We start from the raw sequence: 22,378 nt of genomic DNA on the forward strand, positions 1-22,378 counted from the left end.
TCCGAACGATTGAGTGCCAAGGACAGTCGGAGAGGGTGGTGCGCGTGCTCGACGAACGCAAGCTGGATGTGCTCCGCGCCATCGTCGAGGACTACGTGGCCACCCATGAGCCGGTCGGCTCGAAGACTTTGGTCGACCGGCACAACCTCGGCGTCTCCCCGGCCACCGTGCGTAACGACATGGCCGCGCTGGAGGAGGAGGGGTACATCACCCAGCCGCACACCAGCGCCGGCCGGATCCCGACCGACGCCGGGTACCGGCTGTTCGTCGACAAGCTGAGCACGGTCAAGACGCTGTCGGTCGCGGAGAAGAAGGCGATCACGTCGTTCCTGGCCGGAGCGGTCGACCTCGACGACGTCGTCCGCCGTACCGTCCGGCTGCTCGCCCAGATCACCCGCCAGGTCGCCATCGTGCAGTACCCCTCGCTGAACCGGTCGAGCGTCCGGCACATCGAGGTCGTCACGATGAGCCCCCGGCGGTTGCTGCTGGTGCTGATCACCAGCAACGGCCGGGTCGAGCAGCGGCTCGTCGAGCACCCGAACGACGTCGACGAGCAACTGATCGCGGACCTGCGGTCCCGGTTGAACACCGCACTGGCCGGGCAGCGGCTGACCGACGCGACGACGTCCCTGGCCGGCCTGCCGGAGCAGTTCGCGCCGGCCGACCGGGCACTGGTCGCGGCGATCGTCACCACCCTGCTGGAGGCGTTCACCGACGAGGTCGGCGAGCAGCGGATCGCCGTCGGCGGAGCCGCCAACCTGACCCGGTACGGCGACGACTTCGAGCGGAACGTGAAGCCGGTGCTGGAGGCGCTGGAGGAGCACGTCATCCTGCTGAAGCTGCTCGGCGAGGCGACCAACCCGCAGACCCTCACCGTTCGGATCGGTCACGAGAACCCGTTCGAGGAACTCGCCACCACCTCGGTGGTCGCGACCGGGTACGGGTCGCAGTCGGAGGCGCTGGCCACCCTCGGCATCGTCGGCCCGACCCACATGGACTACCCGAGCACGATGGGCGCCGTACGCGCCGTCGCGCGCTACGTCAGCCAGATCCTGGCCGAATCCTAAACAAGACAACCCCCTGGTCTGGAGTATGAGCACCGATTACTACGCCGTCCTAGGTGTCAGCCGTGACGCTTCAGCGGACGAGATCAAGAAGGCGTACCGCAAGCTGGCACGCCAGTACCACCCGGATGTGAACGACTCCGAGGACGCGCACCAGAAGTTCCAGGAGATCGGGCGCGCGTTCCAGGTGCTCAGCGACCCGCAGAAGCGGCAGATGCACGACCTCGGCGGCGACCCGTTCGCCTCCGCGGCCGGCGGACCGGGCGGCGCCGGCTTCGGCCAGGCGTTCACGTTCACCGACATCATGGACGCGTTCTTCGGCCAGACCGGCGGGGCCACCCGCGGGCCGCGGCCGCGGACCCGGCGCGGCCAGGACGCGCTGATCCCGTTGCGGATCGACCTGGCCGAGGCGGCGTTCGGCACCACGCGGGAGCTCAAGGTCGACACCGCCGTCCTGTGCCCGACCTGTAGCGGGTCCGGCGCGGCGGCCGGGTCCGAACCGGTCACCTGCGAGATCTGCCACGGGCGCGGCGAGGTCACGCACACGCAGCGGTCGTTCCTCGGCGAGGTGCGGACGATGCGGCCGTGCCCGAACTGCCGCGGCTACGGCACCACGATCCCGAGCCCGTGCGTCGAGTGCTCCGGCGACGGGCGCGTGCGCTCCCGCCGTACCGTCACCGTGAAGATCCCCGGCGGCGTCGACACCGGGACCCGCGTGCAGCTGTCCGGTCAGGGCGAGGTCGGTCCCGGCGGCGGTCCGGCCGGCGACCTGTACGTCGAGATCGAGGTCGAGCCGCACGACATCTTCACCCGCAACGGCGACGACCTGCACTGCACGGTGACCCTGCCGATGACGGCGGCCGCGCTCGGTACGACGATCGACCTGCCGACGCTCGAGGGCGAGACGACCCCGCTGGAGATCCGGCCCGGTACGCAGTCCGGTACGGCGATGACGCTGTCCGCCCGCGGCGTACCGCGGTTGCGGCACGCCGGGCGTGGCGACCTCATCGTCCAGGTCATCGTCGAGACCCCCACCAAACTCGACGATGCCCAGGCCGAGCTCCTCCGGCAGCTCGCCGCGGTCCGCGACGAGGAGCGCCCGCAAGGCCAGGTCCAAGCCACCCACAAGGGCGTCTTCGGCCGCCTCCGCGACGCCTTCGGCACCCACTGACCCACCCACCGTCGGCCAAACCTCCGGTCCGCTCGCGTCGGGCGCACGCTCGACGATCGGCTGCGGCGCGGGGGCGGGTAGGCGACACCTCCTGTCCGTCCGCACCACCGGCACCAGGCGGCACGGGCGCCGGTACCTGCGATGCCGGCGGCTCGCATCTGATGGGTTGGCGTCCGAGATTACGGGTTGGCCACCGTCATCAGGGTCACAACCCCAGCATCTCGGACGCCTACCCACCAAACGCGGCCGGCGCGGCTCCGAGGGGCAACCCTTCAACTGAGGGGGCAACGTGGCGGCCACGGTTCATGAGAGTGTGGGCGGGCTGTGGCGGATGGGTGTAGGTGCGGAGGTGTGGGTCGGTGGGTGTCGCGGTGTTCTTCCGGGCCGAGCTGGGTGCGGACGAGTTGGTGCTCGACGGCGCCGAGGGGCGGCATGCGGCCGTGGTACGGCGGATCGGGCCGGGGGAGCGTGTTCGCCTGACGGACGGGCGCGGGGGCTGGGCCGAGGGGGCTGTGGTTGCGGCGTCCAAGGCCGGGGTGACGGTGGCCGTCGACGAGCGCGGGACGGTGCCGGCCTCGGTGCCGCGGGTGGTCGTCGTGCAGGCGGTGCCGAAGGGCGAGCGGGCCGAGCTCGCAGTGGAGATGCTGACCGAGGTCGGCGTCGACCTGATCGTGCCGTGGAACGCGGAGCGCAGTCAGTTCCGCGCGAACCCCGAGCGGGTCGAGAAGACGCTCGCGAAGTGGCGGGCGTGGGCGTTCGAAGCGAGCAAGCAGTCGCGCCGCACGTGGTTCGCCGAGGTGGCCCCGATCGCGACCACGGCCGAGGTCGCCGAGTTGCTCGCCGGCGCGGCGCTCCCCGTCGTACTGCACGAAGAAGCCACCACCCCGCTGGCGTCCCTCGAACAACCCGCCACCGGCGACATCGTCATCGTGATCGGTCCTGAGGGCGGGATCGCGCCGACCGAGCTGAAGGCGTTCGACGTCGAGCCGGTTCGCTTGGGGGACACGGTCCTCCGCACGTCCACGGCCGGCGTCGCGGCGGCGGCCGCCCTCCTGTCCCGGTCTCGCTGGGCGTGACCGACGTACGCTGTTAGACAGTAACCGAACACAGGGGATCGAACAGCATGTCCGTGGAGTCAGCCCGTGCCCGCACCCTCAGCCACGTCGACCCGGCCGAGGTGCCGCTGCAGGCGGCCCTCGACGCGCTCGCGGACCCGGTCCGGCGCTCGATCCTGCGTGACCTGGCCGTCCACGACGACTGGACCCGCGCCTGCGGCACCTTCGACCTCCCGGTCAAGAAGGCCACCGCCAGCCACCACTTCGCCGTACTCCGCGCCGCCGGCCTGATCGAACAACGCGACGAAGGCGCCCGCCGCCTCAACCGCCTCCGCCGCGCAGAATTCAACACAGCCTTCCCCGGCCTCCTCGCCGCCACGATCGACCGCGCGGACTAACTACTTCACGACGATCGACTTGCTGTCTGTGTTCGTGATGCTGCCGTCCTCCGCGGAGAGCAGGTACACGCTGATCTGCCACGGCCCCGGGGTGAGCGTCAACTGGAAGGAGTACGGCGAGAACTTCTGCCCTTCCTGGGCGGTGGTGAAGCTCTTCATCGTCTCCCGGGTCTTCAGGTTCGTCGCCTGGTAGTTGACTGTCGCCTCGAACGCCGATGCGACGCCCTGCACTGTGACTTTGGACTTGACCACCTGGTTCTCGGCCGGCGAGTCGATCCAGACCAGCGCCTGCACGTCGGCTGCCTGAGCGCGGCTCAGCGGCTCGTTGGTGTTGACCTGACCGAACAGCTGCTTGCCCGAGCGGCCGGCCTCGGTGACCTGGATCGGGGTTCGGTTGTCTCCCAGAGCGCCCTGGACGGTGTACACGAGTTGTTGGGCTGCGACCTTGGCGAGGTCGGGGTCCAGGGTGGTGTTCGGGAGTTGTTTGAAGTCGACTGTGACGATGCCGTTCGAGCGGGTGACGGTGTTGAGGGCCGCGCCGCGCCAGACCGAGTAGTAGTCGGGGTCGCTCGGTTGTTTCGTGGTCATGATGCGAACCGCCTGTTCGGCGGGGCGGCCGCTGACCTTGGCCCAGGTGCGGTACAGGCGGACGGTCGACTTCTTCGGCGCGCCGACCTGCTGGCCGAGCCAGTAGACCGGGACGACCGTGCTCTTGACCGCCGTTTCCGGTACGCCGCGATCTGTCGGCTCCGCGGTCTTCGCAGACGCCGAAGCGGACGGCGAGGTGGTCGGGGGTTCGGTGGGGGCCTGGGACGGTTCGGGGGAGGCGGTCAGCTCGGACGGGGTCGGGCTCGCGGGCAGGCCGGTCGCGGTGGTCGTCGTACCGGAACCCGCGACCGCGTCGCCGTCGTCGGCGGTGTTGTCCGCGCCGTTGAGCATGGTGAAGGCGCCGATGGCGGCTGCGGTGCCGGCTGCGGCGAGGCCGGCGGTCAGGAGCCAGGGGCGTCGCGCGGCGGGGCGCTGGGCGTGCGCGCGGGCGCGGATCTCCGGCAGTGCGTCGGACGGCTCGATCCGGTCCGCCTCCTCGTGGAGGGACCGCCGCATCAGCTCGTCGAACGGGTCGTTCGGATTCTCGTTCATACGTTCTGCTCCAGGAGCTGGCGCAGCGACTTGCTCGCGCGCGCGGCGTGGCTCTTCACGGATCCCCGGCTGATGCCCATCGTGTCCGCGATCTCGGCCTCCGAAAGATCACCGTAGTAGCGCAGGACCATCACTGTGCGTTGCTTCTCCGGGAGGGTCCGCATCGCCTCGATCACCCGGTCGGTCTCCGCGGTCCGCAGTACCGCCTGCTCCGCGCTCGGCTCGTCGGGCAGGGTCCGAGGGGTGTGCTTGTCGACCACCACCAGGTGGCGCTGGCGGGAGCGGCAGCGGTTCACCACCGCGGTCCGCAGGTACGCGAGCGCCTTGTGCGGGTCGCGCAGCCGGTTCCAGCGGCCGTGCATCGCGACGAACGCGTCCTGCACGATCTCCTCCGCCGTACCGGTGTCACGCAGCAGCAGAGCGCCGAGGCGGACCAGCGAGGTGTAGTGCGCGGTGTAGACAGCCGTCAGCGCCTCGTCGGCATCCCACGAGGACTCATGTGTCACGCACTCTTCGTACACCACGGCCGGTTGTGCCACGAAAAGACGACGCAAAGACCCCGTCCCAGGTTGACAACAGTACTGAATGCCGCGACTCCGTCGCGGCGGGTCATGGGGCTGGAACTCCCGTCCTTCCCTCGTCGCTCCAGTCGCTTCGCTCCCTCCGCTCCTCAGTCCAGGACGGGAGGCCCCATGACCGGTTGGTCCGGATCAGTGCGAACCTAGGCCCATGAAGCAACGCGGTGACGGGCAGTGGTCGGGCCATCACGACATCACGTACGCCGCGGTCGCCCGGCTGTACGAACAGATGGCGGGCCCGGACGGGACCATCCGCGGCCTGCGACTGGAGGAGTACGCCGAAGCGCTGGACCGGGCCCAGGCGCATCAGGACCGTCCGCTCGGCGCCGGCGTGATCGAGAACTACAACGGATCCGGGAAGTCCATGCCGTACGCCGGTCCCGGGCCGACCGCGCACTCGGCGTACGTGAACCCGAACGCGCAGCGCGAGCACTTCATGGCGGACCCGTACCGCAAGGGCCTGGACAACCTCGAGACCAACACCGAGTACATCTACGACCAGCTCGCGCAGGCCTCCGGGCCCGACGAGTTCCGGCATCTCGGCGCTGCCGCGCACGCCCTGCAGGACAGCTACTCCGGCGCGCACGCCTGGCGCGCGGACTCGGTGTACGACGGCGATCCGACCGCGCCGGTGGTGTCGTTGCACGTGTTCACGCCCATGCACGCGATGGGCATCGACGACGGGAAGAACACCCACGCCGACGAGTTCGACACGCCGCCCGCCACCTCGGGCTCGGTGCGTGCCGCGACGGAGGCGACGTACCGGATGCTGCGCAGCTACGAGCTCAACCGCGACCTGGCTCCCGACGCGGCGGACCGGGCCCGGCGCAACGACCTGGCGCCGATGCTGCGCCCGTCGCCGTCAGGTGTCACCGTCAACTGGTACCCGAGCCGCGAATGGACCCTCGAGCGGAACCGCCGGCTCGCTCTCGAGCACGGGGTGCTCCAGCCCGGCCCCGAGGCAGCCGAGATCGCCCGCCTCACCGGGATCCTCGCGCCGAACTCAACAGCCGGGACCGCACCGGTGAATCCGCCCGACCGGCGCCCCGGAGGCGTGTCCCGGGGAATTACGAGTGAGGGTGTCGGACGGGACGGCTAGCATGGGTGGATCACATCACCTGTCTTCAGGAGGAAGAGGCTGTCCAGGCCACGCAGTATCGAACCGGAGGCGCGCCCGAACGGCACAGTTCCAGGCGCCGCCGCCAGCACGCAGGCGTCACACAAGATCGTCGTGCCGAACAGCATCGACATGGTGGCCCTGCTCGGAGCCCGGGACGAGTTCCTCCGCATCGTCGAGAAGGAGTTCGCCGCCGACATCCTGGTCCGCGGCAACGAGATCACGCTGAACGGCGAGCCGGCCGAGCTGGCCCTGGCCGAGCGGCTGATCGACGAGCTGATCGCGGTGGTCCGGACCGGTCACGGGCTGACCGCGGACTCCGTCGAGCGCAGTATCGCGATGATCAAGGCCGCCACGGTCGAGAGCCCGGCCGACGTGCTGACGCAGAACATCCTGTCCAGCCGCGGCCGCACGATCCGGCCGAAGACGCTGAACCAGAAGCGGTACGTCGACGCCATCGACAAGAACACCATCGTGTTCGGTATCGGCCCGGCCGGTACCGGCAAGACCTACCTGGCGGTCGCCAAGGCGGTCCAGGCGCTGCAGGCCAAGGAGGTCAACCGGATCATCCTGACCCGGCCGGCCGTCGAGGCCGGCGAGCGGCTCGGGTTCCTGCCCGGCACCCTGTCGGAGAAGATCGACCCGTACCTGCGCCCGCTGTACGACGCCCTGCACGACATGCTCGACCCGGAGTCCATCCCGCGGCTGATGACCGCCGGCACGATCGAGATCGCGCCGCTGGCCTACATGCGCGGCCGGACGCTGAACGACGCCTACATCATCCTGGACGAGGCGCAGAACACCTCGCCGGAGCAGATGAAGATGTTCCTCACCCGGCTCGGGTTCGGCTCCAAGATGGTCGTCACCGGCGACGTCACCCAGGTCGACCTGCCGAACGGCACCCACTCGGGGCTCCGGGTCGTGCAGGAGATCCTCGAGGGCGTCCAGGACCTCACGTTCTGCCGGCTCACCGCGCACGACGTGGTCCGGCACAAGCTGGTCGGGCGGATCGTCTCGGCGTACGAAAACTATGAAGGTAGTGCTGACAACAACCGATGAACGTCGAGGTCAACAACGAGTCCGGGGTCGAGATCGACGCACACGGACTGATGCGGCTCAGCCGGTTCGTGCTGTCGTCGCTGCGGCTGCACCCGGAGTGTGAACTGTCGATCAAGCTGGTCGACGAGGACACCATGGCGCGGTATCACGTCGAGTTCCTGGACCTGCCGGGTCCGACCGACGTGATGTCGTGGCCGATGGACGAACTGCGGCCGGGGTCCGACGGCGACGCCGACGAGGACCTGCCGCTCGGGCACCTCGGCGACATCGCCCTGTGCCCGACGGTCGCCGCGGCGCAGGGCGCGAAGGCCGGGCACGGTACGTGGGCGGAGCTCGAGCTGCTGACGGTGCACGGCATCCTGCACCTGCTCGGCTACGACCACGCGGAACCCGCCGAGAAAGCGGAGATGTGGGACATCCAGGGCCGCCTGCTGGAAGCATGGCGAGCCCCTGGAAACCGGCTAGAGGCGTGATACTGAGATGACTTCCCACGACCTTGTTCTCCTGGTTGTGGCTGCGGTGCTCGTTCTGCTGGCCGGGCTGTTCGCCGGGGCCGAGGCGGCGCTGTCGTCGTACTCGAAGGTGCGGGCCAACGAACAGGTCGAGCTGGGCAACCTGCGGGCGGTCCGGCTGCGGGACCTGCTGTCCGACGCCCCGCGGTACCTGAACTCGCTGCTCCTGCTCCGGCTGATCTGCGAGATCACCGCGATCGTGCTGGTCACCCAGGCGCTGTCCGAGGTCCTGTCGGTGACCTGGGAGCACATCCTGATCACCGCGGTGGTGATGGTGCTGGTCTCGTACGTGATCATCGGGGTCGCGCCGCGGACGCTCGGCCGGCAGCACTCGGACCGGTTCGCGATCATCTCGGCCGGTCCGGTGATGGCGGTGACCCGGATCCTCGGGCCGCTGCCGAAGTTCCTGATCCTGATCGGTAACGCGCTGACGCCGGGCAAGGGGTTCGCCGAAGGCCCGTTCGCCACTGAGGCCGAGCTGCGGGCGCTGGTCGACTACGCGGAGAAGTCCGCGGTGATCGAGTCCGGCGAGCGGCAGATGATCCACTCGGTGTTCGAGCTCGGCGACACCATCGTCCGCGAGGTGATGGTGCCGCGCACGGACATGGTCTACATCGAGCGGCACAAGAAGCTCCGCCAGCTGACGTCGCTGGCGCTGCGGTCGGGGTACTCGCGGATCCCGGTGATCGGCGAGTCGCTCGACGACATCGTCGGCGTCGTCTATCTCAAGGACGTGATGCGCCGGGTGTACGACAACGCCCAGGCCGAGTCGACCGAGCGGGTCGAGTCGGTGATGCGGCCGTGTATGTACGTCCCGGACTCCAAACCCGTCGACGAGCTGCTGCGCGAGATGCAGGCCGCCCGGATGCACCTGGCGATCGTCGTCGACGAGTACGGCGGTACGGCGGGACTGGTCGCGATCGAGGACATCCTGGAGGAGATCGTCGGCGAGATCACCGACGAGTACGACGAGGACCCGGACTCGGTGCAGCAACTGTCCGACGGCGCGTACCGGGTGTCGAGCCGGTTGCCGATCGACGAGCTGGGCGAGCTGTTCGGCGTACCGCTGGACGACGACGACGTCGACACCGTCGGCGGTCTGATGGCCAAGCTGCTCGGCAAGGTCCCGATCCCCGGCGCCGAGGTGACGATCGAGGGATTGTCGCTGACCGCGGAGCGCCCGTCCGGCCGCCGCAACCAGGTAGGTACGGTTCTCGTACGGCGCGAGGAGCCGACTCCCGCGCCCCAGGACCAGAACCACCAGCACGCTTAGGAGTTCCACTTGTCTGACCTCTCCGCTGAGGACGCCAAACTCGTCACGCTCGCCCGCGCTGCCCGGGCGCGGACCCGGGCCGCCGAGGGTGCCGCCGTCCGGGACTCCGACGGCCGCACGTACTCCGCCTGCACGGTCGCGCTCGACACGGTCGAGCTGACCGCGCTGCAGCTCGCGGTCGCGATGGCGCTCTCGTCCGGGGTGAAGGGCCTGGAGGCGGCGGCGGTGGTCACCGACCAGCCTGATGTGGGGTCGGTCGAGGTGAACGTCGTACGGCATTTCGCCGGCGCCAACATTCCCGTAGTACTTGCCCTTGGCACTGGAGAGGTCCGCGATGTCGTCAGCACCTGAGAACTTCAAGGCGGGTTTCGCCTGCTTCGTCGGCCGGCCGAACGCGGGCAAGTCCACCCTCACCAACGCGCTGGTGGGGAAGAAGATCGTCATCACGTCGTCGAAGCCGCAGACCACGCGGCACGCGGTCCGCGGGATCGTGCACCGGCCGGACGCGCAGCTGATCCTGGTGGACACCCCCGGTCTGCACAAACCCCGCACCCTGCTCGGCGAGCGGCTGAACGATCTCGTGAAGACCACCTGGGCCGAGGTCGACGTGATCGCGGTCTGCCTGCCGGCCAGTGACAAGATCGGCCCGGGCGACCGTTTCCTGGCAGCCGAGGCGGCGAAGGTCGCGAAGACCCCGAAGGTCGCGCTGGCCACCAAGGCCGACCTCGTCGAACCCGACCGGATGGTCGAGCACCTGGCCGACATCCAGGCGCTCGGCGAGTCCGCCGGGATCGAGTGGGCGTCGATCGTGCCGGTGTCGGCCACGTCCGGGTACCAGGTCGATGTGGTCGCCGATGAGCTGGTGAAGCTGCTCCCGAACGGCTTCCCGCTCTACCCGGACGGCGACATCACCGACGAGCCCGAGGAGACCCTGGTCGCGGAGCTGATCCGCGAGGCGGCGCTGGAGGGCGTCCGGGACGAGCTCCCGCACTCGATCGCGGTGACGATCGACGAGATGGGGCTGCGCGAGGACCGTCCGGAGGACAAGCCGCTGCTGGACGTGTACGCGAACATCTTCCTGGAGCGGGAGAGCCAGAAGGGCATCGTCATCGGCCACAAGGGCGCCCGGCTGCGCGAGGTCGGCGCGGCGGCCCGGCGGCAGATCGAGGCCCTGCTCGGTACGCCGGTGTACCTCGACCTGCACGTGAAGATCGCCAAAAACTGGCAGACAGACGCGAAGAACCTGCGCAAACTGGGCTTCTGATGAATCTGCGCAATCCCGTGTACGCCGCCCTGACCGGGCCGCACGCGTCGTTCGCCGAGGTCCGCGGCAACGCCCGCCGCTACCCGACGGCCGTGGCGCCGTTCCTGGCCCTGCCCGACGTACCGACCGAGCAGGACTGGGCCGACGCGGCCGTCCTGGTCGGCTCCGGTACGACCGCGGCGCTGATGCGTCCGGCGCTGCCGGTGCCGGACAGCTTCAAGCTCGAGCTGGAGATCGATCTGGTCCAGTTCGTCGCGCCGGACTCGCTTCCGGCGGCCGACCCGGAGGCGGTCGTCCTCGGCGCGGACGACGTACCCGAGATGCTCGCGCTGGTCGCGCTGACCGATCCCGGACCGTTCCGGAGCCGCACGATCGAGCTCGGCACGTACCTCGGCGTACGTCGCGACGGCGAGCTGATCGCGATGGCCGGTACGCGGTTCGCGCTCTCCGGTCACACCGAGATCAGCGCCGTCTGCACGCACCCGTCGTACCAGGGCCAGGGCCTCGCCAGCCGGCTGATCCGAGCCGTTGCCCACCGCATCGATTCGGCCGGGCGAACCCCGTTCCTGCACACCGGCGCCGCCAACAGCGCCGCGATCCGGCTGTACCGCTCGCTGGGCTTCACCCTCTCCGATGAGATGAAGGTCACAGTCGCCCAGGCGGTCTAGCCTGGAACCGTTGCAACAACGTGCAATCGGGGCGCGTTCCGTCCCCCGCGCAAGTTATGCTCGCGCACGATCTCGAGGTCTCTCGAGGTCGTTCATGTCCTGAGGGGGACTCCCAGTATGAAACTGAAGCGCTTCGCGCTCGCCTTGGCAGGTGTCGGCATGCTCGCCGCCACGGCCGCCGCCGTCCCGGCCACCGCCGCTGTCCGGTCCGACCCGGCGCCCGCGATCGCCCACCCGGCCGAGAGCAACCTGAAGACCACGCCGAACACCAAGCTCGCCTCCGGGGGATGCCTGCAGGATGTCGGCTTCAACACCCCGACGCCGGGGATCAACGACGTCCTGATCACGCCGGCCAAGCCGCCGCGCGGTGAGTGGTACGCGCCGTTCAAGTTCGTCGGCACCCGGCTCAACACGACGTGGTACGGCGTGCAGACCGACGCGCACTTCTACTACCACAGCCTGTTCGTGCAGGGCGGCACGCTGTACCGCGGTGTCACCTACTTCGACACCGAGTACGCGCGGCCGACGTACGCGCGGATCGGCTCCGGCTGGACCAGCTTCACCCAGCTCGTGACGTCGAACTACGCCATCACCTCGCCGAACCGCTCGTACCTGTACGGGCTGAGCACCAACGGCAGCCTCTACCGCTACGCGGCGTCGGGTGCCACCTTCCGGGCGCTCGGCCACTTCGCCGGCTTCAAGGGCTTCAAGGCGATGACTGTGGTGGCGGAGAACCCGTACTACGACACGCTGCTGATGACCACCAAGGCCGGTGCGCTGTGGACGGTCCGGATCCCGACCGCCGCTTCGACGAAGCCGATCCTGAAGCTGGTGCGGAGCTCGGGCTTCGCGGCGTACGAGTCGCTGGCCGCCCGGGGCTGCGGCGACCGGGGCGGCTCGCTGGTGACCGGTTTCGACAACGAGACCGACTCGGCGTACCAGTACGCGATGAGCAAGTTCAACGGCTCGGCGACGGCTGTCACGTCGTACGGCCGGGTCACCGGCGGCACCATCCCGGGCACCGGTATCTTCCCGATCACCGGCCACTGGAACCAGCTCGTGGGCGAGTGACCTTTCAGCAGCCCGGGGGCGTCGCGTGGTCGCGGCGCCCCCGGGCTGTTTCAGACCGTCTTCTGGTAGGCCAGGATCCGGGCGACGATCTTGTAGTTGAGCTGCTCGTTGATGCCGATCATGTGGTCGTTGGACTCGGCGTTCCAGGTGTCGATCTGGGTCAGCGCAGGCTCGGCGTCACGGAGCTTCAGGAGCATCGCGGACTTCAGCAAGGCGCCCAGCCGGTGGCCGCGGTGCTCGCGGGCGACCGCGGTGTCGTGCTGGTGGCCGATGTGCGGGCGCTCACGCTCGACCGCGACCACCGTGTGGCCGGCGAGAGCGCCGGTGGCCTTCTCCCGGGCGACGACGCGGTGGATCGTGTGGTCGCTCTTCGCCTGCGCCTCTTCGTACGCGCGCAACCGCTCGCTGCTGTAGACGTCGTCTTCGATGTCCAGGTCGTCCTTGGGTGCGTCGTTGATGGACGCGGTGACCGCGATCATCCCGTCGAGCATGTCGTCCGGCAGCGCCCCGGTGAGGGTGACCAGCTCGTACGCCGTGGACGCCGCGACCGCCTCGTCGTACAGCGACTGCACGACCGACCAGTCGAGACCGGTGAGGTCCTGTCGGCGGTTCACCTCGATGGCCTTCTGCTCGTAGCCGTGCTTGTCGGCCAGGGCGATCGCCTCGGGCACGTCGAAGCCGCCGTACCCGATCATGGTGCGTCCGTTGTCACGACCGAACTGCTCGACGTACTCGATCAGCGCCGCCGCGACCGTCCCGTCACGATGGTCGGGATGGACGGCCAGGTCGAACCACACATGGTTCGTGTTGTCGTACGTCGGCAGCGATACGACGAGCAGGCCGACCGCGGTACCGTCGTCGTCCCGCGCCAGGAACGCCTGCTCGGGATCCATGTCCCAGCCGTACCGCAGCATGTCCGCGAAGCCCCGTGGGGTCCCCACGAGCATCTCCGGGCAGTCCTGCTTCACGGCAGCGCTCTGTACGGCGACCGCTTCGATGCACCCGGCCTCGTCGTCGGGTGACAGCTTGATGATCTCCACCTCCACAGCGTCCACTGCGGCGGCGGGTTACCGCACCTGGTTTATCCGAGGTCGAGAAGTTCCTCGCTGAGCTTCCACAACCGCCGCGCGCTGTCCCGGTCGATCGCGTACGGCAGTACGCCGAACGCCCCCGGAGTCACCGCCAGCACATCGGTGTCCGGTACGTCGGCCACGTGCACCGCTGCGATGTCGACGTCCTCGCAGTACACCCCGCCGTACCCCTCGAGCTGTGGACTCGCCGCGCACCACACCTGCGTCGCCGCGCCCTGCTCGACCGTCTTCAGTCCGCGCTCCGGGTCGATGATCGGCTCGTAGTTCTCGTCCAGGAACCCGCCCTGGCGCAACGTCTCGCGGTTCGAGTACCGGGTCAGGTGCGTGATGATGCTGCCCGGATGCACGGCGAACGCGCGGATCCTGTTGGCCCGTTCGCGCTCGTCCAGTTCGACGGCGAACAGGACGTTCGCGGTCTTCGACTGACCGTACGCTTCGTACGGCGCGTACTCGCGGTGCTCGAAGTTCGGATCGTCGAAGTGGACGTCGCTGTACCGATGCCCGCGTGACGACACCGACACCACCCGAGCCCCACCGGCCCTCCGTAGCGCGGGCAGCAACCGCGTGGTCAGCTGGAAGTGCCCGAGATGGTTCGTCGCGAACTGCGACTCGTAGCCGCGGGCGTCCCGGGTCAGCGGGTTCGCCATGACCCCGGCGCTGTTCACCAGGATGTGCAACGGTCGCCCGCTCGCCAGGAACCGTTCCGCGAACGCGTCGATGCTCGTCGGATCGAGCAGATCGAGCTCGTCGACGACCACTCCGCCGATATCGGACAGCTCCCCGGCGGCGCGGGCGACGTCCCGCGCGGGGACGACGATCTCGGCCCCGGCCGCCCGGAAGGCGCGGACGGTCTGCTTACCCAGACCCGAGTATCCGCCGGTGACGATCGCGGTCTTGCCGTTCAGGTCGACGCCGTCGAGGACGTCGTCCGTGGTCGACATCGCGGTGAATCCGGAACCCATTGGTGTTTGCATGTCTTCGACGCTACGAGCTTTGCTGCGGACGCAGAATGCTTGAGGGTACCGAATACTTGCGCGATAGTACGGAGATGGCCGATCCGCTCGCCGACACCCTCGCGCTCACCGAGGCGCACTGCCACGTCTCCCTCGGCTTCGAGGCCATCGGTGAGTGGGCTCTGCGGTACCCGGCCACGCGGCGCCTCAAGTTCACCGCTGCGGTCGAGGGCACCTGCTGGATCGATTTCGGCGCGGAGTTGCGGACCGGCCGGATCGAGCTGGGACCGGGCGACGTCGTCCTCTTCGACGGACGCCACGAGTTCGTGAAGGGCAACTCGGACACCGTCCCGGTCGGGGACGCGGTCGAGGCGTTCGGCGCCGCGGACGGTCCGATCGCCCGGTTCGGCAGCGGCGTCGAGAACGGCGTCGGCCCGAAGGTCGTCGGCATCGGCGGTCATGTGTCCCTGAACCGCACCGGCGAGGAGCTGCTGATGCGCGCGCTCCCGCCGGTCATCCACCTCCGCGCCACCGACGAACGCGCCGCGGCGTTCCGCTGGTTGCTCGACAGGTTGTTGCGCGAGGCATCGACCACGGCGCCCGGCGCGAGTCTGGCCACCGACGACCTCGCCCATCTGCTCTTCCTCGAGGCCTTGCGCGCCTGCCTGGCCGAGGCCGAGTCCCTCCCGGTCGGCTGGCTCCGCGCGATCGCCGACGAGCGGATCGCGCCGGCGCTCGAGTTGATGCACGACCAGCCTGGTCGCGCCTGGCAGCTCGAGGAGCTGGCCCAGGCCGCGGCGATGTCCCGTACGACGTTCGCCGAACGCTTCCGCTCCGTCGCCGGCGTCCCGCCGCTCACGTACCTGCTCAACTGGCGGATGCGCCTGGCCGAGCGGGCCCTCCGCGACGACGACCAGCCGATGGCCGCCCTCGCGCGCTCGCTCGGCTACACCTCTGACAGCGCGTTCAGCAACGCGTTCAAGCGCGTCAACGGCGTTGCCCCACGGCGGTACCGGCAGGCCGTTCGGGCGACGCGCGGCACCAACGATCCGGACGACGCGGTCACGGCTTAGGCATGCCGTACGCGTGGTCGACGGTCATCGAGAACATCAGCCGCTTGTCCCGCACCATCACCGCGCGGTACTCGTCCCAGTCCGGATGCTCGCCGGACGCGGTCCGGTAGTAGTCGACGAGATCCTCGACCACCGCGTCGTCCGGTGCGGCGGCGACCGGGCTCAGGTCGGCCTTGCCCTCGAGTACGACGTACGAGCGGCCGCGGGGCCCGTCGACGTACAGGCTGGCACGGGGGTCGCGGCGCAGGTTCCTGGTCTTCGCCCGGCCGTCGGTGAGCGAGACGCGGATGCGCGTCCCGTCGAACACGTACGTCACGTTGGACAGCTGCGGCCGGCCGTCCCGCTTGATCGTGACCAGCACGCCGAGCCCGTGAGTCCCGATCCGCTCGAGGAGAGATTCCGTCATGCCGCCAGCTTAGGAATTCAAGCGCCCTTGAACGCAAGGAACGTCCGCACCGTGGCCAGCCAGCGTTCGGGTGTGTGGGAGTGGATGCGGTGGCCGGCCTCGATCGTGGCGACTGTTGCCGAGGGCATCAGATTGGCGAGCAGGTCGAAGCGGGACTGGTCGAGGTGGCTCCGCGGACCGCCGGCCAGGAGCATTGTGGGCGATCGGATCGTCGACAATCCTGCCCACCACTCGGGCTGCGGTCGGCGGAGGTCGGCAATCACGTCGCGGAGGAGCCTGGGGTCGCAGCGGCGCCGGGTCAGCCAGCCTGCCGCTAGCAGTGCTAGCGGCGGCATCGGGCGTACGGTTGGCGGGCTGTCCTGGGCGTCGCGTGGCGGAATCGGCAGTTCCTCGAGGACCAACCGCTCCACTCGATCGGGCTCGGCGACTGCGACGGCGCTCGCCACGAAGGCGCCGAGTGAGTTGCCGACGAAGGTCACGCGGTCCAGCCCGTCGAGTTCACGTAGTACCTGATCGCGGAAGTCGTCGAGCCGGTACGGGCGGCGCCGTGGTGCACTCCCGTGGCCGAGCAGCGTCGGGCGGTGCACCCGATAGCCCATCGCCTCGAACTCGGGTACGAACCGGTCCCACGTCGACGGTCCGCTCGTACCTGCATGCAAACACACCAGATCCCGCATCTTTCGAAGCTCCTCTCAAAGACTCACCAGGAGTACGCCGGCTACCACAACGACCAGCCCTGCGACGCGCGGCCGCTCACGGAGCACGACCGCGCCGAGCAATGCTCCGAGGACGACGTTCAAGGTCCGGCCGACGGCCACGGTGCCGACCGAGGTGAACGACAGCGCGAGGAGGACGAGGCCGTAGCTGGCCGGCATCAACACCGCGATCGGTACGGCGGCCCGCCACTGCCGAACCGTGCTGCGGACATCGCGGACGATTGTCGACAACACGACGATCTGCGCCACGTTCGCGACCGCGAGGTACGAGAGAACGTCGACCTTCAGATTGTCGACCGCGTACCCATCCCAGACCGTGTATGCCGTCGTACAGGCCGCCACCATCAACCCGAGCCCGATCCCGCGCACCGGCGTACGGGAGTGCGGACGATCCATCAGCAGAACTCCGGCGAGCGTGAGCCCCGCGCCCGCGAGGACGCGCGGACCCGAGCCCGACCACGGAAGCGTCGCGGCGGACACGAGCAGGGGCGCCGTACCGCGGCTGACCGGATACACCGTGGAGAAGTCACCGACGGCGTACGCCTTCTGCAGCGTCACGGCGTACGTCGTGTGCAGCGCCATGCTCACCAGGCCGGCCCACCACACCGTCGTGTGCGAGCCGCGGACGAGCAGCACGACCGAAATGGGCAGGGTCAGCAGGCCGCACAGCCAGATGAATGCGGGGCCGCCCAGGCCGCCGCGTTTGAGGAGCAGGTTCCAGGTCGCGTGGCAGCAGGCGGACGCTGTCAGCAGGCCGAGGGCGATCACGTAGACAGTGTCTACAGGATGTCGATAGACGCTGTCTACTCGAACCTGTGGATCCGCTGAAGAAGGCCGCCGGATGCTGGCCCGGTGGCGGTGCGCTGGACACGATCGGAGCATGACCGGGATCAGCGAAAGGGCCGTCGTACGACGGCTGAACGACCGGCTGGCCTTCGGCCCCGCGCCGAGCGACCTGGAGGCCGGCGTCGACGCGACCGTACGACGCCTGCTCGGCCCGACCACGGATGCGGCCGCGGCGGCAATCCCCGCACCGACAGGGCTCGAACCACCGGCGAAGGCGAAGAAACAGGACAAAGGCGCGAACAAGCCCACGCCGGGCGGGGAGCGGAGTCCGGAGGGTGAGAAGCGGGATCCGGCGGCGAAGAAGGCTGCGAATCGGGAGCGGGCTGCGCAGGAACGCAAGTTGACGATCTGGTGGCTCGACCGGATGGTCGTGAGCCGGACCGCGGGGGAGCGGCTGACGTGGTTCTGGCACGGACACTTCGCGACCAGCAACCAGAAGGTCCGCAACGCGGCCTGGATGCTGGCCCAGAACCAGACCCAGCGCCGACTCGCGCTCGGCCGGTTCGGCGACCTGGCGCAGGCGATGATCGTGGACACCGCGATGATCCGCTGGCTCGACGGACAGAAGAACCGCAAGGGCTCACCGAACGAGAACCTGGCCCGCGAGTTCATGGAGCTGTTCACGCTCGGCATCGGCCACTACCAGGAAACCGACGTCGCGCAGGGCGCGCGCTGCCTGACCGGATGGGTGCTGCGCGAGGACGCCGCGACCTTCCAGCGGAGGCGATTCGACACCGGCAGTAAGACGGTGCTCGGCAGGACCGGCGACTTCGGCGCCAAGGATTTCGCGCAGCTCGCGTTGGCGCAGCCCGCGTCGGCCGGATTTGTGATCGGGCGGTTGTGGTTCCGGCTGGTGTCGGCGACGCCGCCCGACGCGGCCACGGTCGCCCGGCTGACCGCGGCGTACGGCAGCAACCGGGATGTGAGGTCGTTGCTGACAGCAATGGTTGGCGAGGCGGCGTTCCGGGACCCGGCGGCAAGCCTGGTGAAGCAGCCGGTCGAGTGGGCGGTCGGACTGCTGCGGGCGCTGGGTGTCCGGCCGGGAAAGCTGGCAGAGAAGGATCAGACCAAGCTGCTCGCCGGCCTGCGGGGGATGGGCCAGTTGCCGTACCGCCCGCCGAGCGTCGGCGGCTGGCCTGCCGGCGCGAGCTGGCTGACCACGTCAGCCGGCGTGACGCGGCTGCAACTCGCGCAGCAGTTGGCCAAGAAGGCCGACCTGTCGATTGTCGACAATGCAACCGATCGAGTGCAGGCGGTCGGCGCCTTGCTCGGTGTCGACAGTTGGTCGGAGCGGACCCGGTCGGCGCTGGCCGGTGTCAAGGACCCGGCGCAGCTGACCGCGGTGGCAGCGTGCGCACCCGAGTACGTCGTGAGCGGATAGGAGCATTGTGGACAATCTGACGAGACGACGGTTCCTGGCGCTCAGCGGCGTGTCCGCGGCGGGTGCTCTGGCCGCCGGGGCGACCCAGGTGAACTGGTCCGACCTGATGGCCGCGGCCGTCGACGATCCGTTGCCGAGCGACCAGTCGGTGCTCGTCGTCATCACCTTGTACGGCGGGAACGACGGGCTCAACACAGTCGTCCCGGCGGCGGACCCGGCGTACCAGAAGGCTCGGCCGGACCTGGCGTACCAGACCAACGAGGTGCTCGATCTCGGCGACGGGCTCGGACTGAACCCGGGAATGAAGGGCCTCAAGGGCTTGTGGGACGACAAGCGGCTCGCGATCGTCCGCGGGGTCGGTTACCCGGACCCGGACCGCAGCCACTTCCGGTCGATGGCGATCTGGCAGACGGCGTCACCCAAGTCGCCGGTACCGACGGGGTGGCTCGGCCGCTGGCTCGACGCAACCGGCGCCGACCCACTGCGGGCGGTCTCCGTCGAACCAACCCTGCCGCCACTCCTGGCCGGCGCGACCACTGCCGCCGCTTCGCTTCCGTTGCGCGGACTGTCCTTGCCCGGCGGTGCATTGGGTACGGCGTACGCCGCACTGGGCAAGCCGAGCCCGGGTGACGGCCACTGGCAGGCTCGGGCGGCCAAGTCGGTGCTGGACCTGCAGAACGCCACGCAGGTGCTGGGCAAGGCGGTGCGGAGCGGCCATGAGCAGGAGGACGAGGACGACGAGGAACGGACCAAGGGTGCGTCCGCGGGTGGTGCCTCGCAGCTCGGCGCGCAGCTCGAACTGATCGCCGGGCTGATCGAGGCCGGTGTGCCGACGCGGGCGTACTCCGCTTCGCTCGGCGGGTTCGACACCCACGCGGACGAGCGCGGGACACAGCAGCGGCTGCTGACCGAGCTCGACGGTGCGCTGACGCCGTTCGTCCAACGTCTGCAGCGGACCGACCGCGGGAAGAACGCGGTCGTCCTCGTGTACTCGGAGTTCGGCCGGCGAGTTCAGGCGAACGGCAGCGAAGGCACCGACCACGGCACCGCCGGCCCGGTCTTCGTCCTGGGCGAGAAAGTCACGGGCGGCTTCTACGGCGAACAACCCAGCCTCACGGACCTGTCGAACGGCGACCTCAAATCCACCACCGACTTCCGCGACGTGTACGCCACAGCCCTCCACCACGTCCTGGGCGCCGACCCCACCCAAATCCTCCCCAACCACACCACCACAATCCCCAACCTCCTCCGCACCTAACAGCCCACCGGCCTACTCACCCGCGCCTCGCGCCGCCCGCGCCACGCGCCCGCCCCGGCGCTCGCTCGGCTTCGCCTCGTACCGCATTTGCCTGGCTGACCCATCAAATTGGGGGTTCATGAGCCGGAACCAGGGTGTGGAACCCCCGATTTGCCTGGTCCACCAGGCAAATGCGCTGACGTGGCCCGGGCGGGCGCGTGGGTGGGTGTCCTGGGGTGGGTGTCCTGGGGTGGGTGTCCTGGGGTGGGTGTCCTGGGGTGGGCGCGTTGCGCGCGTGAGTGGGGTGGGTGGTCAGGTGGGATGGGGTGGATTGGTTGGGGGCGGGAGGTGGAGGTGGAAGGCGGCGCCTGGGTGGGGGGAGGGGCGGTTGGTGACTGTTAGGTCGCCGCCGTGGGCTCGGGCTACGCCGCGGGCTATGGCGAGGCCTAGGCCGGCGCCTTTGCTGTGGGGGCCGTGGACGAGGCGGTCGAAGATGCGTTCGCGGGCGGGTGGGGGTACGCCGGGGCCGTCGTCCTCGACGCGTACGCCGGTAGGGGTGACTGTGATGCGGAGCGTGTGGGCACCGGCCTGGCGGGCGTTGTCGACGAGGTTGGTGAGGACTTGGGTGAGCCGGTCGCCGTCGGCCGTGACGGTCGCGGAGCCGTGGATCTCGACGGAGACGTCGGGGGCGACCAGGCGCAGGCGAGCGGCCTGAGCTTCAGCCAGCTGCCGGAGGTCCACCGGCGCGAGCTGCAACTGCAGTCCCGCGTCGATCCGGCTCAACTCCAGCAGGTCGGAGACCAGCGTGCCGGCGCGGCGCGACTCCCGCACGAGCAGCAACTCCAGCTCCTCACGCTGCGCGGCCGACGCCCCCGGCCCCAATTGGATGAGAGTTTCGGCGGCAGTCTGCAACCCCGCCACCGGCGTACGCAGCTCATGAGCCGCATCCGCGACGAACTCCCGCATCCGATCCTCCGACCGCCGGGCCGCGCCCTCGGCGCCCTCCAGGGCGTCGAGCATTTCGTCGAAGGCGGTGGCGGTGCGGCCTAGTTCGGTGTCGGCGCGTTCGGGTTGCAGGCGTTCGCCTCGGCGGCCGGCTGCGATCGAGCGGGCCAGGGCGGTCATCTTGTCCAGGGGTGCCAGGGCGAAGCGCATGCCGATCGTCAGCGCGAGTGCGGTGATCAGGATCGCGGCCGCCCCGGACAGCAGCAGGACGGTACGCAGTCGGGCGCTGGCGTCCGCGAGCAACCCGGTGTCCGCGGACAGCAGGAGTTGCGCGCCTTTCGTCTGCTGGCCGGCCTGCAGGGTCGCTGTCACCTGCCGGACAGTTCCGCCCGGGTCGATCGGCGGCGCACCGAGCTGCCGGCCGTTCCGCAGGATCAGCGTCACCCGGACGCCGTCCGCGTCCACCCGCCGTACCAGGTTGCCTGGTGCAACGTTCTGCCGTGCGAGCTGTTGCGCGAGTTGCGCTCGCCCCGTGAGCAGCGAGTCGAGGCTGCGCTCCGCCTGCGCGTCGAACACCGCCTTCACCGTCAGCCCGGTGATCGGCAGCACCACGAGCAGTACGGCGATGGCGGTCAACGTCACCCGCACGCGCAGCGACAGGTTCATGACCGCAACACGTACCCGGAGCCGCGGACCGTGTGCAGCAGGCGCGGGCCGTGGGCCTCCAGTTTGCGGCGGAGACCGCTGACGTATACCTCGACCAGGTTGTCCGCGTAGTCGTCGTATCCCCAGACAGCGGTCAGCAGTTGCGTCTTGCCGACCACCTTCCCGTCCCGTCCGGCCAGGAACGCGAGCAGCTTGAACTCGGTCGCCGTCAGTTCGATCGCCGTCCCGCCCCGGCGTACCGCTCGCGCTTCGACGTCCACCTCGAGGTCGCCGACCGCCAGCACGGTCCGCAGCCGTCCCATCCGGCGCAGTACCGCCTCCACGCGGGCGATCAGCTCGGCGAGGACGAACGGCTTGACCACGTAGTCGTCCGCGCCGGTGCGCAAGCCGTGCAGGCGGTCTTCGACGGCGTCGCGGGCGGTCAGCAGGATCACGCCGGCGTTCGACGTCTCGCGGGCGAGTGACAGCAGTTCGAAGCCGTCGCGCCCGGGCAGCATCACATCCAGCAGCACGAGGTCCGGCCGGTACGCCGCCAGTTCGCGTTCGAACCCGTCGCCGTCCGGGAGGGTCCGTACGTCGTGCCCGGCCTCGGTCAGCGCGATCGCGACGGCGGTCCGGATCGGTTCCGCGTCCTCGACCACCAGCACCCGCGCCGTCATCCGCCCATCCTCGCACCGCGGCCGCTCCGCCCCGC

At 69.5% G+C, this 22,378-nt stretch carries 24 protein-coding genes; 15 read left to right on the forward strand and 9 right to left on the reverse strand.

Going from position 1 to position 22,378, the window contains the following annotated elements; all coding sequences use genetic code 11:
- Positions 1 to 44 precede the first annotated feature (44 nt).
- The 4 genes from hrcA to E0H50_RS20330 all read left to right on the forward strand — a co-directional run bounded on the left by hrcA (position 45) and on the right by E0H50_RS20330 (position 3,688).
- Complete coding sequence (hrcA, locus tag E0H50_RS20315; protein ID WP_131290807.1) at positions 45 to 1,067, forward strand: heat-inducible transcriptional repressor HrcA; 1,023 nt, start codon at positions 45 to 47, stop codon at positions 1,065 to 1,067.
- Positions 1,068 to 1,092: 25 nt separating this feature from the next.
- Complete coding sequence (dnaJ, locus tag E0H50_RS20320; RefSeq protein ID WP_131290809.1) at positions 1,093 to 2,235, forward strand: molecular chaperone DnaJ; 1,143 nt, start codon at positions 1,093 to 1,095, stop codon at positions 2,233 to 2,235.
- A 359-nt stretch (positions 2,236 to 2,594) separates the two neighbouring features.
- Positions 2,595 to 3,311 carry a 16S rRNA (uracil(1498)-N(3))-methyltransferase gene (locus E0H50_RS20325; protein WP_131290813.1) on the forward strand — a complete coding sequence of 239 codons (717 nt, stop codon included), beginning with the start codon at positions 2,595 to 2,597 and terminating at the stop codon, positions 3,309 to 3,311.
- A gap of 47 nt (positions 3,312 to 3,358) precedes the next feature.
- Complete coding sequence (locus E0H50_RS20330; RefSeq protein ID WP_131290816.1) at positions 3,359 to 3,688, forward strand: ArsR/SmtB family transcription factor; 330 nt, start codon at positions 3,359 to 3,361, stop codon at positions 3,686 to 3,688.
- Here E0H50_RS20330 and E0H50_RS20335 read toward each other — a convergent pair whose 3' ends face one another.
- Together E0H50_RS20335 and E0H50_RS20340 are read right to left on the reverse strand one after the other, a co-directional pair.
- A complete protein-coding gene (locus tag E0H50_RS20335) occupies positions 3,689 to 4,828 on the reverse strand; it encodes a Gmad2 immunoglobulin-like domain-containing protein (RefSeq protein ID WP_131290819.1) in 1,140 nt (379 codons plus the stop codon). It abuts the gene before it with no gap.
- A complete protein-coding gene (locus E0H50_RS20340; RefSeq protein ID WP_238151095.1) occupies positions 4,825 to 5,334 on the reverse strand; it encodes a SigE family RNA polymerase sigma factor in 510 nt (169 codons plus the stop codon). The genes E0H50_RS20335 and E0H50_RS20340 overlap by 4 nt, the downstream gene beginning before the upstream one ends.
- 223 nt (positions 5,335 to 5,557) lie before the next feature.
- Here E0H50_RS20340 and E0H50_RS20345 point away from each other — a divergent pair, with 223 nt between their 5' ends.
- The 8 genes from E0H50_RS20345 to E0H50_RS20380 all read left to right on the forward strand — a co-directional run bounded on the left by E0H50_RS20345 (position 5,558) and on the right by E0H50_RS20380 (position 12,370).
- On the forward strand, positions 5,558 to 6,505 hold the full coding sequence (locus E0H50_RS20345; protein ID WP_131290822.1) for a hypothetical protein: 948 nt from the start codon (positions 5,558 to 5,560) through the stop codon (positions 6,503 to 6,505).
- A gap of 150 nt (positions 6,506 to 6,655) precedes the next feature.
- Complete coding sequence (locus E0H50_RS20350; protein WP_238151108.1) at positions 6,656 to 7,582, forward strand: PhoH family protein; 927 nt, start codon at positions 6,656 to 6,658, stop codon at positions 7,580 to 7,582.
- A complete protein-coding gene (gene ybeY / locus E0H50_RS20355; protein ID WP_131290828.1) occupies positions 7,579 to 8,055 on the forward strand; it encodes an rRNA maturation RNase YbeY in 477 nt (158 codons plus the stop codon). The genes E0H50_RS20350 and ybeY overlap by 4 nt, the downstream gene beginning before the upstream one ends.
- A 7-nt stretch (positions 8,056 to 8,062) precedes the next feature.
- Entirely contained in the window at positions 8,063 to 9,367 is a 1,305-nt protein-coding gene (locus E0H50_RS20360) for a hemolysin family protein (RefSeq protein ID WP_131290831.1), read from the forward strand.
- Positions 9,368 to 9,376: 9 nt separating this feature from the next.
- Positions 9,377 to 9,718 carry a cytidine deaminase gene (locus tag E0H50_RS20365; RefSeq protein ID WP_131290834.1) on the forward strand — a complete coding sequence of 114 codons (342 nt, stop codon included), beginning with the start codon at positions 9,377 to 9,379 and terminating at the stop codon, positions 9,716 to 9,718.
- The gene (gene era / locus E0H50_RS20370; RefSeq protein WP_131290837.1) at positions 9,702 to 10,631 is read left to right on the forward strand and encodes a GTPase Era; all 930 of its coding nucleotides are present in this window, start codon (positions 9,702 to 9,704) and stop codon (positions 10,629 to 10,631) included. Before E0H50_RS20365 ends, era begins: the two co-directional genes overlap by 17 nt.
- Positions 10,631 to 11,299 (forward strand): GNAT family N-acetyltransferase, encoded by a 669-nt coding sequence (locus E0H50_RS20375; RefSeq protein WP_131290840.1) that lies wholly within the window; start codon positions 10,631 to 10,633, stop codon positions 11,297 to 11,299. The genes era and E0H50_RS20375 overlap by 1 nt, the downstream gene beginning before the upstream one ends.
- A gap of 117 nt (positions 11,300 to 11,416) precedes the next feature.
- On the forward strand, positions 11,417 to 12,370 hold the full coding sequence (locus E0H50_RS20380; RefSeq protein WP_131290843.1) for a hypothetical protein: 954 nt from the start codon (positions 11,417 to 11,419) through the stop codon (positions 12,368 to 12,370).
- Between the two features lie 50 nt (positions 12,371 to 12,420).
- Here the strand turns inward: E0H50_RS20380 and E0H50_RS20385 are convergent, their stop codons facing one another.
- On the reverse strand, positions 12,421 to 13,410 hold the full coding sequence (locus E0H50_RS20385; RefSeq protein WP_238151096.1) for a GNAT family N-acetyltransferase: 990 nt from the start codon (positions 13,408 to 13,410) through the stop codon (positions 12,421 to 12,423).
- A 41-nt stretch (positions 13,411 to 13,451) separates the two neighbouring features.
- Positions 13,452 to 14,435, reverse strand: a complete 984-nt coding sequence (locus tag E0H50_RS20390; protein ID WP_131290845.1) for an SDR family NAD(P)-dependent oxidoreductase — start codon at positions 14,433 to 14,435, stop codon at positions 13,452 to 13,454.
- Between the two features lie 74 nt (positions 14,436 to 14,509).
- Here E0H50_RS20390 and E0H50_RS20395 point away from each other — a divergent pair, with 74 nt between their 5' ends.
- Positions 14,510 to 15,487, forward strand: a complete 978-nt coding sequence (locus E0H50_RS20395; protein ID WP_202868230.1) for an AraC family transcriptional regulator — start codon at positions 14,510 to 14,512, stop codon at positions 15,485 to 15,487.
- Here the strand turns inward: E0H50_RS20395 and E0H50_RS20400 are convergent.
- The 3 genes from E0H50_RS20400 to E0H50_RS20410 are packed head-to-tail and all read right to left on the reverse strand — an operon-like array spanning position 15,477 to position 17,377.
- A complete protein-coding gene (locus E0H50_RS20400) occupies positions 15,477 to 15,893 on the reverse strand; it encodes a PPOX class F420-dependent oxidoreductase (RefSeq protein ID WP_131290849.1) in 417 nt (138 codons plus the stop codon). The genes E0H50_RS20395 and E0H50_RS20400 overlap by 11 nt on opposite strands.
- Positions 15,894 to 15,910: 17 nt before the next feature.
- Positions 15,911 to 16,570: an alpha/beta fold hydrolase gene (locus E0H50_RS20405; protein WP_131290851.1), complete on the reverse strand. Its 660-nt coding sequence runs from the start codon at positions 16,568 to 16,570 to the stop codon at positions 15,911 to 15,913.
- Positions 16,571 to 16,585: 15 nt separating this feature from the next.
- Positions 16,586 to 17,377, reverse strand: a complete 792-nt coding sequence (locus E0H50_RS20410; RefSeq protein ID WP_131290853.1) for an EamA family transporter — start codon at positions 17,375 to 17,377, stop codon at positions 16,586 to 16,588.
- Between the two features lie 112 nt (positions 17,378 to 17,489).
- On the opposite strand from E0H50_RS20410, the gene E0H50_RS20415 reads away from it, so the two are divergent.
- Together E0H50_RS20415 and E0H50_RS20420 are read left to right on the forward strand one after the other, a co-directional pair.
- Positions 17,490 to 18,836, forward strand: a complete 1,347-nt coding sequence (locus E0H50_RS20415) for a DUF1800 domain-containing protein (RefSeq protein WP_131290855.1) — start codon at positions 17,490 to 17,492, stop codon at positions 18,834 to 18,836.
- 7 nt (positions 18,837 to 18,843) lie between these two features.
- Positions 18,844 to 20,094, forward strand: a complete 1,251-nt coding sequence (locus E0H50_RS20420) for a DUF1501 domain-containing protein (RefSeq protein ID WP_131290857.1) — start codon at positions 18,844 to 18,846, stop codon at positions 20,092 to 20,094.
- Positions 20,095 to 20,385: 291 nt separating this feature from the next.
- Here E0H50_RS20420 and E0H50_RS20425 read toward each other — a convergent pair whose 3' ends face one another.
- Both E0H50_RS20425 and E0H50_RS20430 read right to left on the reverse strand, forming a co-directional pair.
- Positions 20,386 to 21,684 carry a sensor histidine kinase gene (locus E0H50_RS20425; protein ID WP_131290859.1) on the reverse strand — a complete coding sequence of 433 codons (1,299 nt, stop codon included), beginning with the start codon at positions 21,682 to 21,684 and terminating at the stop codon, positions 20,386 to 20,388.
- Positions 21,681 to 22,343, reverse strand: a complete 663-nt coding sequence (locus E0H50_RS20430) for a response regulator transcription factor (protein WP_131290861.1) — start codon at positions 22,341 to 22,343, stop codon at positions 21,681 to 21,683. The genes E0H50_RS20425 and E0H50_RS20430 overlap by 4 nt, the downstream gene beginning before the upstream one ends.
- Positions 22,344 to 22,378: the final 35 nt, after the last annotated feature.

This window comes from Kribbella sindirgiensis (genome assembly GCF_004331435.1).
GTDB classification, from domain to species: Bacteria; Actinomycetota; Actinomycetes; order Propionibacteriales; family Kribbellaceae; genus Kribbella; species Kribbella sindirgiensis.